This is a genomic window from Rhizobium sp. NLR8a, from assembly GCF_019685235.1.
In the GTDB taxonomy this organism is placed as follows: domain Bacteria; phylum Pseudomonadota; class Alphaproteobacteria; order Rhizobiales; family Rhizobiaceae; genus Rhizobium.
Genome location: NZ_JABDWI010000004.1, coordinates 1 through 12,207 on the forward strand (window position 1 = coordinate 1; position 12,207 = coordinate 12,207).

15 protein-coding genes and 1 tRNA gene are annotated in these 12,207 nt (G+C 61.4%); 7 read left to right on the forward strand and 9 right to left on the reverse strand.

What is annotated here, in order from left to right; genetic code table 11:
• From HJC04_RS08200 to HJC04_RS08215, 4 genes are all read right to left on the reverse strand, one after another.
• A partial coding sequence (locus tag HJC04_RS08200; protein ID WP_221102709.1) for an ACT domain-containing protein occupies positions 1–244 on the reverse strand: 244 nt, incomplete at its 3' end.
• A 312-nt stretch (positions 245–556) separates the two neighbouring features.
• On the reverse strand, positions 557–1,573 hold the full coding sequence (locus tag HJC04_RS08205; RefSeq protein WP_210629561.1) for an acyltransferase: 1,017 nt from the start codon (positions 1,571–1,573) through the stop codon (positions 557–559).
• Positions 1,574–1,627: 54 nt separating this feature from the next.
• A complete protein-coding gene (locus HJC04_RS08210) occupies positions 1,628–2,908 on the reverse strand; it encodes a hypothetical protein (protein WP_221145681.1) in 1,281 nt (426 codons plus the stop codon).
• Between the two features lie 2 nt (positions 2,909–2,910).
• Positions 2,911–3,960 (reverse strand): glycoside hydrolase family 5 protein, encoded by a 1,050-nt coding sequence (locus tag HJC04_RS08215; protein WP_221145684.1) that lies wholly within the window; start codon positions 3,958–3,960, stop codon positions 2,911–2,913.
• Positions 3,961–4,095: 135 nt separating this feature from the next.
• On the opposite strand from HJC04_RS08215, the gene HJC04_RS08220 reads away from it, so the two are divergent.
• The 3 genes from HJC04_RS08220 (at position 4,096) to HJC04_RS08230 (ending at position 6,601) form a co-directional block, all read left to right on the forward strand.
• Complete coding sequence (locus tag HJC04_RS08220; RefSeq protein ID WP_221145686.1) at positions 4,096–5,733, forward strand: GumC family protein; 1,638 nt, start codon at positions 4,096–4,098, stop codon at positions 5,731–5,733.
• A gap of 61 nt (positions 5,734–5,794) precedes the next feature.
• Complete coding sequence (locus HJC04_RS08225) at positions 5,795–6,127, forward strand: hypothetical protein (RefSeq protein WP_221145688.1); 333 nt, start codon at positions 5,795–5,797, stop codon at positions 6,125–6,127.
• A 183-nt stretch (positions 6,128–6,310) separates the two neighbouring features.
• Positions 6,311–6,601 (forward strand): DUF982 domain-containing protein, encoded by a 291-nt coding sequence (locus HJC04_RS08230; protein WP_221145690.1) that lies wholly within the window; start codon positions 6,311–6,313, stop codon positions 6,599–6,601.
• Positions 6,602–6,730: 129 nt separating this feature from the next.
• On the opposite strand, the gene HJC04_RS08235 is transcribed toward HJC04_RS08230, so the two are convergent.
• Positions 6,731–6,815: transfer RNA gene (locus HJC04_RS08235), tRNA-Leu, on the reverse strand.
• A gap of 169 nt (positions 6,816–6,984) precedes the next feature.
• On the opposite strand from HJC04_RS08235, the gene HJC04_RS08240 reads away from it, so the two are divergent.
• Positions 6,985–7,398: a BA14K family protein gene (locus HJC04_RS08240; RefSeq protein ID WP_210629555.1), complete on the forward strand. Its 414-nt coding sequence runs from the start codon at positions 6,985–6,987 to the stop codon at positions 7,396–7,398.
• 10 nt (positions 7,399–7,408) lie between these two features.
• Here HJC04_RS08240 and HJC04_RS08245 read toward each other — a convergent pair whose 3' ends face one another.
• The gene (locus tag HJC04_RS08245; protein WP_210629554.1) at positions 7,409–7,702 is read right to left on the reverse strand and encodes a SelT/SelW/SelH family protein; all 294 of its coding nucleotides are present in this window, start codon (positions 7,700–7,702) and stop codon (positions 7,409–7,411) included.
• A gap of 125 nt (positions 7,703–7,827) precedes the next feature.
• Here HJC04_RS08245 and HJC04_RS08250 point away from each other — a divergent pair, with 125 nt between their 5' ends.
• The 3 genes from HJC04_RS08250 (at position 7,828) to HJC04_RS08260 (ending at position 9,657) form a co-directional block, all read left to right on the forward strand.
• A complete protein-coding gene (locus tag HJC04_RS08250; RefSeq protein ID WP_221145692.1) occupies positions 7,828–8,565 on the forward strand; it encodes a type 1 glutamine amidotransferase in 738 nt (245 codons plus the stop codon).
• Between the two features lie 11 nt (positions 8,566–8,576).
• Positions 8,577–9,134, forward strand: a complete 558-nt coding sequence (locus HJC04_RS08255) for a sugar O-acetyltransferase (RefSeq protein WP_210629552.1) — start codon at positions 8,577–8,579, stop codon at positions 9,132–9,134.
• 70 nt (positions 9,135–9,204) lie between these two features.
• Positions 9,205–9,657, forward strand: coding sequence for a GFA family protein (locus HJC04_RS08260; RefSeq protein WP_221145694.1), 453 nt, complete (start codon positions 9,205–9,207; stop codon positions 9,655–9,657).
• A gap of 3 nt (positions 9,658–9,660) precedes the next feature.
• On the opposite strand, the gene HJC04_RS08265 is transcribed toward HJC04_RS08260, so the two are convergent.
• The 3 genes from HJC04_RS08265 to lepA form a co-directional block, all read right to left on the reverse strand.
• Positions 9,661–9,960, reverse strand: a complete 300-nt coding sequence (locus tag HJC04_RS08265; RefSeq protein ID WP_221145696.1) for a CcdB family protein — start codon at positions 9,958–9,960, stop codon at positions 9,661–9,663.
• 87 nt (positions 9,961–10,047) lie between these two features.
• On the reverse strand, positions 10,048–10,278 hold the full coding sequence (locus HJC04_RS08270; protein WP_210629549.1) for a type II toxin-antitoxin system CcdA family antitoxin: 231 nt from the start codon (positions 10,276–10,278) through the stop codon (positions 10,048–10,050).
• 57 nt (positions 10,279–10,335) lie between these two features.
• On the reverse strand, positions 10,336–12,168 hold the full coding sequence (lepA, locus tag HJC04_RS08275) for a translation elongation factor 4 (RefSeq protein WP_085776615.1): 1,833 nt from the start codon (positions 12,166–12,168) through the stop codon (positions 10,336–10,338).
• Positions 12,169–12,207 lie beyond the last annotated feature (39 nt).

Here is a 12,207-nt window from a genome sequence, read left to right on the forward strand (position 1 = left end):
TGTCGTGGAAGTCGTAATCCATCTCGAAGGGCGCGGCGACGGCGGCAAAATCGGCGCTGATGGCGGAGCCCGACAGTCCCTCTTCCGAAATGAAGCTGACGCGCATGAAGAACCTGCCGGTATCGAGGTCGTCGAACTGGCTGGAGTCGATGATGTTGCAGCCTTTGTCGGCCAGATAGCTCGAAATCGCCGCAACGATGCCGCGCGTCGATTTGCAGGATACCGTCAATACATAGCTTCTCATGTCTCTCCCTCTTCCCTCTTGGAGGCCGCAGCCCGTGCTTAAATCAAAGCCCGTGCCGCGAATAGGCCGGCGCACTTTCATTCATGCGACAAATTGCAAGATAAACCATCACGTTCCAGCAAGTTCTCTCATGGCCGTATCGGCTTAGGAGAAGTCGCTCAACGCCGCACCGCCAGCGCCGTCCGGATGTGTATTCTCGCCTTCAGTGGATGAAATTAAAGCATGTCGCTGAAAGCTGATGAGCAATATGCGACATCGAGAGGCGGGAAACCAAGCATGTGAAGGGCGGAAATTGAATCCGAAGGTTCACATCTAGGCCGGCGGCCTGCCTGCCACGGCCACCTTCCGGCGCGGCGTGGTGATTTCATGGACGATTGCGCCGCCGATTGACGAAAGCACCAGCGCCAGGATCACGAAGAGCACCGGTTGCTGCAGGATGCCGATCGGCAGGCGGTCCGAAGCCACCCTCAGGAAAGCGAGGGTGAAGGCGTGGGTGATATAGATGCTGTAGGAGCAGTCGCCGAGATAGTTCAGCCATCCCAGAACCGGCAGACGGGAAAAGTCGATGGAAACAGCGCCGTAGAGGATGAAGATCGCCGGGATGCCCCAGGCGTAGAACCGGCTCTCCGGCGGCATCAGCGCTTCGTTGACGACGAGGAACACAAAACCCGTGGCCAGTGCCGCCCATGCCCAGCGGTTCGGCAGAAGCACCTTCTGCCGGTAAAGCCAGCCGAGCACGACGCCGGCAAGAAATTCCAGCATGATCGGCTCGCCGTAGAACCGGGTGGCCGTTGATTCCGGAAGCAGCCGGCAGGCAATCAGGATGACGGCAAAGACGGCAAACATCACCGGAATCCGGCGGGTTTCCGAGAGCGGCAGCAGCAGTGCAAACACGAAATAGAAGAACATTTCGTAATTCAGCGTCCAGCCCGGCACGACAACGGGGGTGATCGTGCCGGGATCGGCGGCATTGGCCCATGGCAGGAACAGCAGCGAGGCAATGAGATGCGGAAGGTCGAACACCGTGGATTTGAGCAGTGAGGGGGCAGCAAGCGCCACGACAGCCGAAAACAAGGTTGCCAGCCAGTAGAGCGGGACGATCCTCCTGATGCGGCGGCGGGCGAAATCGATGGGGCGGATCGCCCGCCCGCTCGTCGTCAGCCACATCACGAAGCCGCTGAGCACGAAGAAGATGTCGACGCCGGTTTCGCCATAAAGAAAAGCCGTGGCGTCGACGGCGGGATTGACCTTGGCCAGCTGCAATATTGCATGGAAATAAACGACCATCAGCGCCGCAACCGCGCGCAGATATTGAAGCTGGACAAGCATCTGATGTCTTGCTCCTCGAGCTCGCGGACGCCGGTTTCCACCGTGCCGCTGCGGTCAACTCAGTACATCTGCCGCACGACCCTGCCGGATGCGCGGGCTGTCGTGGAAGCGCATATATCCGACGACGAACCACAAGAGGCCGGCAATCTTCATCGAGAAAACGGCGGTGCCCCCGATCATCATATTCAGAAAAATGAAAAGAGAAAGTGAATGGGCGCAACGCCGCTGCGCCGCCGTACGGCCGGCAGGGAACAGGCAGACGAACAGCCAGAGGGCGACGACGCCGAAGATCGTCGCCGCGTAGATCAGATAGACGTAGCCGCTGTCGGCGAACTCGGCGACCCTGTCGACCGAAAGCCCGAGAACGGCGAGCGGATCGAGCTCCATGATCTTCTTCATCGTCAGGTTGATGCGGCCGGTGAAATTGTCACCCGTCGCATTCGGTTTGAGGGTATAGACGATGAAGCCCGCGGCGACGATCAGCGGCATCAGCGCCAGATTGAGATTCCGCGGGATCTTCGGAAAGACGAAATAGCCGACGATGCAGGCAAAACAGAAGATCAGCATTGTGCGCGTGTCGTTCGTCACCAGGATCAGCACCGCCGTGCTGATGAAGAGCAGCCGGTCCCAGCGCCCCAGTCTTTCCCACATGGAAATCAGGTAGATCGCGATCACGCCGCAAAAATTGGCAAGCGACACCTGTTCGAGGAAGATCGACGACGAGCGATGGTCGATGATGCCGAAGGAAAATCGCTCGGGAAAGCCCAGCGCGTTCTGGAACAGGCCTGTCGTGTTGTAGCTCAGCGGCAGCAGCCCGCGCGTATTGGCGAAATAATCGGACGGATGCACGATGCTGACATAGAAGGGCACGCTGACGATCTCGAAGATCAGGAAGATCAGCACCGTAAGGCTTGCCCAGCGGAAGGCCAGCTTCATCGTTCTCTCGTTGCTCCAGCCGCCGAGGCCGGTAAAGCAGAAGATGATCAGCACGTTGCGGAAATGATCGACGAACGGCATGCGATTGAGCACGCTGATATAGATGGTCACGACAAGCGTGAACAGCAGGAACAGGAAGGCCGGCAGATCCGTCTCGTAGATCCCCTTATGAAGGATGTAGATGATTGCGCTTGCCAGAATCAGGCCTTCGCTGGCGGCGACATGCGTCATCGACAGCGGCATGATGTTGTGGTTGATGAAGGCGAGAATGCCGTTATAGAGCATCGAAAGCAGGCCGAGCCAGAGCACTGGATGGTCGATGCGCGACGTCCCCCCGGCCGCCTCGATGCGGTTGCCCGCCACGGTGAAAGTCGCTGCCTTCTGATCGACTGTCGCCACGGTCAGTTCCCCGCAGGCTTGACGGCGGTGCAGGCGCCGGCGTCCGCTTTCGCCGACGCGGCGAGAAGCCGCATCTGCGGTCGCTCGGGGCCCTTGCCCGGCTGAACGTTGAAAGGTTCGTCCGCCGGCCACCATTCGCCCGCCGCCCAATAGGACCAGCCGAGCCAGACATCGCTATTGTCGGACATGGTCGCGTAGATCTTGGTCAGGCCGCTCATGCAGTCCTTATCGGCGGAGCCGCCGAATTCGCCGAGAAAGCCGCGTTTATGGTTCCGCTTCAGCCAGGCGGTGACGCCGGCGATGGCCTCGACCGCGGTGGCGGCGCCTTCGCAGGTGGCATGGGTTCCCGACGAATCGACGTCGAGATATTGGTGGACCTCGTAAGCGTAGAAATCGAGCGGATCGCGCACGCCGAGCATCACCGTAGCGTTGGCGCCGCCGATCACATCCTCCTCCCAGCTGTGAGCGCCGCTCCAGGCGGTGCCTGGCACGAGGATAAGGTTGCGAGCGCCGACGGCGCGGATGGCGCGGATCGCCGCGTTGGCGGCATCGAGCCAGTCGGTGGCCTTGATGTCGTGCGGCTCGTTCATCAGGCCGAAGAGAACGCCGTCCTGATTGGCGAATTCGACCGCGAGCCTTGCCCAGAAGTCGGCGAATGCGGCGTCCGTCGCCGGCGGGTTGCCGATCTGCGCCTTATCGTAATAGCCGAAATTATGCGGGTCGAGCAGAACGGCCATGCCCTGCTTTCGGATCAGGCCGACCGTATCCTTGATCCGCTTGAATTCGTCCTCGTCCAGCCGCCCGCCTAGCGCCGGCTGCAGCCGCTCCCAGCGGAAGGGCAGCCGAATGATCGTCATGCCCTTCTCGGCGAAATAGCGGATCGTCTGCTCGCTCGGATAGATGTAGTTCGTGCCGTAGATGGCGCCGCGCTCGCTATATTCGCCGCCGGAAAGATTGATGCCGCGATAACACGGCGCGCCGGCCGCAAAGACCGGCGACGGCATGAGGGCGGCCGCAAGCAGCAGCGCCACCAGATGGCGTGTCGTCCTCATGGCTATCCTCGCAATCACGGCAAATCGCAACATCGACTTCGCTGCGCCTATCTTAACGGTCCGTTAGCTAAGAATTTCTAAAGTCTCGGCACCTCGGCTTCAGTTTTTCACGCTGGGCGGGACACGAGTGCGCGTATGAGCCAGTATGACAGGAACAGGGTAAGCCGGCTGCCCGGCTGGCGGAGTTACGAGCCGTCTCCGACTGCGTCCGAAGGCGTGCGCCCGCGCAGTCCCGTCGTTCGTCCGGATGATTTCGCCCGTCCCGAGCCCGAGCCAGCCCCTCCGCCTTTCGTGCCGCCGTCGGCACGGGTTGCAGAAATCCGTCGATCCGAGCAGCCGCCGGCCGCTGCAGTCGAACCGCCTGCGGCCATAGAAACGCCTGCGGCCCCAGAGAGGCCTGCGGCCAATGTGCCGCTGCAGAGCACAGCCGCCCCGCTTCTCGATCTCCGCTCCAGCATCGCGGCGATCTGGAGCCGCCGGCTGGTGGTATTTGTGCTGGCCCTTGTCGGAGCCGTTGGGGGTGGCGCGGTGGCGCCGCTGATCGGCCAGAAATTCACCGCCGCCAGCAGCCTTTATTTCGATCCGCGCCAGATCGGCCTGGCCGAGGCCGGCGCGCAATCTTCAGGCCCGTCGCCGGAAATGATCTCGGCGCTGATCGACAGCCAAGTGCAGATTCTGACCTCGGGCAATGTGCTGCGCCGCGTCGTCGAGGCGATGAAGCTCGACCAGGATCCGGAATTCAACGGCGGCAGGACGGATGGCGCGGCCGTGATCGGCGCCCTGCAGAAGGCGCTTGTTATTACCCGCCAGACCGGCACCTATGTCGTTTCGCTCGCCGTGACGACCAACGATCCGGAAAAATCGGCACGGCTTGCCAACCAGGTGGTCACCTCCTTTACCGAGGAGGAAAACAGCGCCTCGAACGGCCTCTACGAAAACACTTCCTCGACGCTTGACGGACGCCTTGCCGACCTGCGCCAGAAGGTGCTGGAGGCCGAGCAGGCGGTCGAAACCTTCCGGGCCGACAACGACATGGCCGCGACCGAAGGCAACCTGATCTCCGACCAGCGCCTCGTCTCGCTGAACACGCTCTTGGTGACGGCGCAGGAAAAGACCATCCAGGCGAAGGCCCGCGCCGATGCCGTCGCCAATCTGCGCGTCGAAGATATCGTTGCCGGCAACCAGGCGGAGGGCGGCGGCACCTCGCCGCTCGTCAGCCTGCGTCAGCAATATGCTGCCCAGGCCGCCGCCGTCGGCAGCCTCGAAAGCCAGATGGGCACGCGTCATCCGCGCCTGCAGGCGGCGCGCTCCTCGCTGCAGAGCATAGCAGGCGAAATCAGGGGCGAATTGCAGCGCCTCGCCACCTCGGCAAAGGGCGAATATGAGCAGGCCAAGGCCGCTGAGGACAGCATTGCCAAGGAGCTTGGCGTTCAGAAGGCGCTGCAGGCAACCGTCTCCGACAAGCAGGTGGAACTGAACGAATTGCAGCGCAAGGCGACGGCGGCGCGCGATATCTACGAAACGGTGCTCAAGCGCTCGAGCCAGACGAGCGAGGAACAGAACCTCAGCCAGAGCAACATCCGCGTCATCTCGCCTGCCGAGCCGCCGGTCAAGGCCGACGGCCCGGGAAAGAAGATCCTGATGGTCGCCGGCGTCATCGGCGGCTTCCTCGCCGGGTTCTTCCTGGGTGCCGCCTTTGCCATCCTCGCCGGTCTCTTCGGCCACCCCGTCATCAGAGGCTATTTCAGGAAATCGCCCGCCGCGGCGGCTTGATGCGCGCCGTCGATTTTCCTACATGGAGCAGAAGCGCTTTGTCGCCGGCAGGAGAATTCCCATGCGGCTGTTGATGATGCTTCTGATATCGCTCGGCGTCCTGTCCAGCCTCGCCCCGGCGTCAGCCCTCGCTGTCGATTGGACGAAATCCGTGGATTCGGCTGTTCAACCCCTCTACCCTTACAAGGGCCTTCCCGGCGTCAAGGCGCAGCCGGACAAGAAGGACGAGGAATCCTATAATTGCCGCACCGAGACCGTCCAGCTCCGCCGCCGTTATGACGATATCTTCCGCTCAGGCGGCATGCCGACGCTGATGTATGTCTGCGAGCGCGACGGCTTCGTCACCATGGGCGGAAAGGTTCCGCTCCGCGGCCATTACCAGCCGGTGCGGTAAGGCCAATCGCCTTTCTCGGAGAAGACATGCAGCTCGGCCGGTTTGTCCCCGAGCCCCGAAAGATTTCATCTCTTGCCGAGATCATTCACGAACCGCTGCTCGATCGGGCAACGAACGTGCCTCCGCTCCCCGGCACGCTTCTTGCATCATTACTAATATTCTAACCTTTTGGGAGAAAGTGTCATGCAATGGAACGCATCGGCGAATTTTGCGCCTCTTGTCCTCTTTCTTGGCGGCCGGCGAAGGGTCGTCAAGACGCTCCGAGACGCAGCCGAAGTTCTGATAATAGATTGGCCGTTCGACGATGGAGAGGAATATGTCGCGGCCGTAAAGGCTTGCGACGATGCCATCGCCGGGGAGGCCGGCTTGGAGGAATTGAGGGAATTGCTTCTTCGCGCCGCCAGGGAAGCCGGCATTACGGCTTTGTCGGTCATATCGGATAGCGGGAAGACGACCCCCCATATGGCGGCGTGACAGGGCTTCAACCTGCACCGCTCCTCGAACCGGTATCCAGACAAGCACGTGGATGGCCTCTGTCAACAGAGCCAAACGCGTAATTTTGGAAAGATTTGATATTTGATCTTGGCAGCGATCAAAAGGAAATGGTGCCCAGAAGAGGACTCGAACCTCCACGCCTCGCGGCACAGGTACCTGAAACCTGCGCGTCTACCAATTCCGCCATCTGGGCGACGGAGAGCGATGTAAGGGGGCGGCTCATGACTGTCAACTGGGTTTTTGAAGTTTTCCTGACAGTTGGCAAAAAACTGCGTCTCGCATCGGGAGGAGTGCGGGCCGGGCCGGCATAGCGCTGTCGCCGGCGCGCCCTATATAAAGAGAATATCGAAAGGAAATGCGTCATGCCCGCTCCTCGCACGCTTCTGCTCGCCAGCCTCTTGGCCGTTCTGTCGCCCGCAATGGCAGCCGCCGATTCGCTGAATGTGGGTAGGCCTGGCCTCGGCTCGGTCAACACGGGATCGACGCTCTGCGATTTTCGTGGCTGCTTCGGCTTCGGGCCGCAGCAATGGCATCGCCCCGCGTATGTTCAGCCAAATTACCGTCCGAGGGGCGCGGGGCCGACCTATTACCTGCCGGGCGCGGCGGGGCGGCCGCAGCTCACCTATGATCCGCCGCCGGTGCCCCGTGTGCAGCCGAAGCAGGTGAATAAGCACATCGCCTGGTGCACCAATGAATACCGTTCTTATAATCCGCGGACGGATCACTTCCTCACCTATGAAGGCGTCTACAGGGTCTGCCGCTCGCCCTATCGCTGAGCGAGCTTGATCAGCTTTCGTGCGACACGCGGTCGACATGGCCGAGATCGCGGCCGGGCTCGATGATGTCGCGGACGCGTTGCTTGAGCTCCTTCGGCCCGGGAAAGCCGCCGTCGCGCTTACGCTCCCAGAGGAGATCCCCATTGATGCGGATTTCGAAATTGCCGCCGGTGCCCGGGATCAGCGCCACCTCGCCGAGACTGTCGGAAAAGGTGCTCAACAGCTCCTGCGCCATCCAGGCGGCGCGCAGCAGCCAGTTGCACTGGGTGCAGTAGAGGATCGAGACGCGGGCTTTTTCGGTCATGGCGTTTTCCTTTCGTTTGGCGTGATTTAAGCCCTTGCGGCGTGCGGACGCAATCGCACATGCGCAAGCATCTTGCGCGCCGTTCTTCGGCATGGTCTCTTCCTGCCGACCACCGGGGAGAACCTATGCGAGTCGCAGTCGTCGAAAATATGCGCAACACCGGCCTCGGCGCGCTTGCCACGGCGCTCGACGAGGCGGGTGCTGAGATCGAGTGGTTCCGGGTCTGGCGGGATGGCATCCTGCCGAAAGACATATCCGGTCATGACGCGCTGGTCGTTCTCGGCGGCGAGCAAAGCGCGCTGGATGACGAGACGCATCCCTATCTGCCGGAGCTCGCCCGGCTCGCGCGCCGTTTCGGCGATGCCGGCAAGGCCGTGCTCGGCATCTGCCTCGGCAGCCAGATTCTTGCGCGCGCCTATGGCGCCGACAACCATCTCGGAACCGCCCGCGAATTCGGCTGGCACAGTATCGGCGTCACCGATGAAGGCCGGGCCGATCCGCTGCTCTCGGCGCTTGGCGGCGAATTCACCATCTTCGAGTGGCATGCCGACACCTTTTCCCTGCCTGCAGGCGCCGTTCGTCTCGCGACAAGCGCTGTCGCCGAAAATCAGGCCTTCCGCATCGGCCGCGCCGTCTACGGCACCCAATTTCATTTCGAGGCCGATAGAAGGGTTGTCGAGCAGTGGAAGGCGGAATTCCCTGACACGATAGAACGCATCGCGCCCGGCTGGCTGGAAAGCTATGCCGAGCTGACTGCGCGGCATGCTGGTGACGCCGATGCCGCTGGCCTTGCCATCGCCCGTGCCTGGGTCGGGCAGATCGAACAGCAAGAGGTCGAGATGCTGTCGCAGGTCCCGGCTTGAAGGGCAATGCGATGACACTAAGCGAACGCGAGAAGATGGCGGCGGGTGAGTGGTATTGCTGCCTTGACGATGAGCTCGATCACCTGCGCCGGCAGGCGCGGCTCGCCGTCCACGCCCACAATACGCTGCCGCCGGACGAGCGCGGCCCCGCTGCCCCCGCCCTCAGCGCGCTTTTTGCACGGGCCGCCTCCGATATCTTTATCGAAGCGCCGTTTCACTGCTCCTATGGCATCAATATCGTTCTCGGCGAGCGCGTCTATGTCAATGCCGGCTGCACCATCCTCGATTCCGGCAGCGTGACGATCGGCGATCGCACCATGTTCGGCCCCGGCGTGCAGATCTATTGCGCCGAGCATCACAATGACCCTGCGCTTCGCGGCGCGGGGATCGAGATCGCCCGGCCGGTCGCAATCGGCAGCGACGTCTGGATCGGCGGCGGCGCCATCATTCTCGGTGGCGTGACGATTGGCGATGGCTCGATCGTCGGTGCTGGTGCCGTGGTGACGAAGGATGTGCCGACGGGCGCAACGGTGGTTGGCAATCCCGCGCGTCCGATAAACCGCGTTTGAGATACGCGTCTAGGACTCTCGACAATGACGCCGCCTCCGCTAGATCAGGGGACGGAAGGGGAGAGATATCATGACATCACCGAATTTGCCCATGGAAGGCGGCTGCCGCTGCGGCCGGGTGCGCTTGAAGATCAGCGCTCCGCCGCTGCTCACCATGGCCTGCCATTGCACGGGCTGCCAGAAGATGACGGCGAGCGCCTACTCGCTGAGTGCTGCCATCCCCAGCGAGGGCTTCGAGGTTACCAAGGGCGCGCCTGTTATCGGCGGGCTGCACGGCGCCACCAAGCATTATTTCTGCCCGCATTGCATGAGCTGGATGTTCACCCGGCCGGAAGGCATGGACTGGTTCGTCAATCTGCGCATCACCATGCTCGACGACCCGAGCTGGTTCACGCCCTTCATCGAGACATGGACGAGCGAGAAGCTGTCGTTTGCCGAGACAGGAGCGGTGTATAGTTACGAAGCGCTACCCGAGATGGACGCCTATGAGGGGTTGGTGAAGGAGTATATGAGCAGGGGATAAGGCTCAGAAGCCTTGGAAGAGAAAGTCCATGGCGCCGATGATGGCATCGCTTTTGCCCGATAGATCTGTGACGGCTTCTCCAATTTCCGATGTCGGGACAGACGCCATGCGCTGGGTGGCCATCACGTATGGTTCATTCTCAATGAGAAAGCGTGGGTTCAGTCGCGAGATCGTCCAAGCCAATTCCTGGACTGGATGCAAAGGAACCATGACTCTTGAAGGCAGATCGTCAAGCAGATTGGCTTGAAGGTCGACGGCAAGGACATTCCCACTTTTCAGGCGATAGACGTGAAAGCGTGCCATGGAGCAATTCCAGGAAAAGTGTGAAGCGGGTTTTCCGTCAGGAATTGCGTAATACAAGACTGCGCTTCAATGAAAAACTGAACCGCTCTAAAACTGACGGTACTTGGCGAGCGGCAGGCCGTGTTTTTCGACATATTCGTTTTCGAGCCGGATCGCCTCGGCGTTCTCGATCCGCCACAGCCGCTCGCGTTCCGCCTTTATCGCTTTCGCGATACCTTCTTCCGCCGCCCTGGATATGTTGATCTTGAGCTCGCGGGCCTGGGAAACGAGGCCTTCATCAAGTGAAAGATTCGCTGCTTTTCTCGCCTGATGACCCATAACGATCTCCTCGTCTTATGCGCAAATCATATGCGCATAAGACGTCATTGAGAAGCGTTATTCATCGCCCATCTTGAGCGCGGCGATGAAGGCTTCCTGCGGAATCTCCACCTTGCCGAACTGGCGCATGCGCTTCTTGCCTTCCTTCTGCTTGTCGAGCAGCTTGCGCTTGCGGGTGGCGTCGCCGCCGTAGCACTTGGCCGTCACATCCTTGCGCAGGGCCGAGATGGTCTCGCGGGCAATGACGTTGCCGCCGATCGCCGCCTGGATCGGGATCTTGAACATGTGCTTCGGGATCAGCTCCTTCAGCCGCTCGCACATGTCGCGGCCGCGCTTTTCGGCTGCCATGCGATGCACGAGCATCGAGAGCGCATCGACCGGCTCGCCATTGACAAGGATCGACATCTTCACGAGGTTGCCTGCGCGGTAGCCTTCGAGGTGATAGTCGAAGGATGCGTAGCCCTTGGAGATCGATTTCAGCCGGTCGTAGAAGTCGAAGACCACCTCGTTGAGCGGCAGTTCGTAGGTCACCATCGCCCGGGTGCCGACATAGGTCAGCTCGGTCTGGATGCCGCGGCGGTCCTGGCAGAGCTTCAGGATGCCGCCGAGATAATCGTCCGGCGTCATGATCGTCGCCTTGATCCAGGGCTCGCGGATTTCGGCAATCTTGACGACATCGGGCATATCGGCCGGATTGTGCAGTTCGCGCTCGCTGCCGTCGGTCATCGTCAGCTGATAGACTACGGAAGGCGCGGTGGCGATGAGGTCGAGGTCGAACTCACGCTCCAGGCGCTCCTGGATGATTTCGAGATGCAGCAGGCCGAGGAAGCCGCAGCGGAAGCCGAAGCCGAGGGCTGCCGACGATTCCATCTCGAAGGAGAAGGAGGCGTCGTTGAGGCGAAGCTTGCCCATGGCGGCGCGCAGGTCTTCGAAATCGGCGGCATCGACAGGGAAGAGGCCGCAGAAGACGACCGGCTGCGCCGGCTTGAAGCCCGGCAGGGCTTCCGCGGTCGGGCGCTTGTCTTCGGTAATCGTATCGCCGACACGCGTATCGGCCACTTCCTTGATCGAGGCGGTGATGAAGCCGATCTCGCCGGGGCCGAGGCTGTCGACATTGACCATCTTCGGCGTCAGCACGCCGACGCGCTCCACCTGGTATTTCGCATCGGTGCCCATCATGCGGATCGTCTGGCCCTTGGTCAGCACGCCGTCGATGACGCGCACGAGAACCATGACGCCGAGATAGGTGTCGTACCAGCTGTCGACGAGCAGCGCCTTCAGCGGCGCCTTCTCGCCGCCCGGGCTCTTCGGCGCCGGCAGCTTATGGACGATCGCTTCCAGCACGTCGGGAATGCCGAGGCCGGTCTTGGCCGAGATCAGCACGGCCTCGGAAGCGTCGATACCGATCACTTCCTCGATCTGTTCCTTGATGCGGTCGGGTTCGGCGGCCGGCAGGTCGATCTTGTTGAGGACGGTGACGAGTTCGTGGTTGTTGTCGATCGCCTGGTAGACGTTGGCGAGCGTCTGCGCTTCGACGCCTTGGCTGGCGTCGACGACGAGCAGCGAGCCTTCGCATGCTGACAGCGACCGCGAGACTTCATAGGCAAAGTCGACGTGGCCGGGCGTGTCGATCAGGTTGAGAATGTATTTCTCGCCGTTGTTTGCCTGGTAGTGCAGGCGCACGGTCTGGGCCTTGATGGTGATGCCGCGCTCACGCTCGATCTCCATATTGTCGAGCACCTGCTCGGACATTTCGCGCTCGGCAAGTCCGCCCGTCGTCTGGATCAGGCGGTCGGCCAGCGTCGATTTGCCGTGGTCGATATGGGCCACGATCGAGAAGTTGCGGATATGGGACAGCGGAGTGGTCGAATTGGTGCTCATGCGCGCCATATAGCAGCGCCGCCCCCTGCCGCAAAGCGGTAATTATCC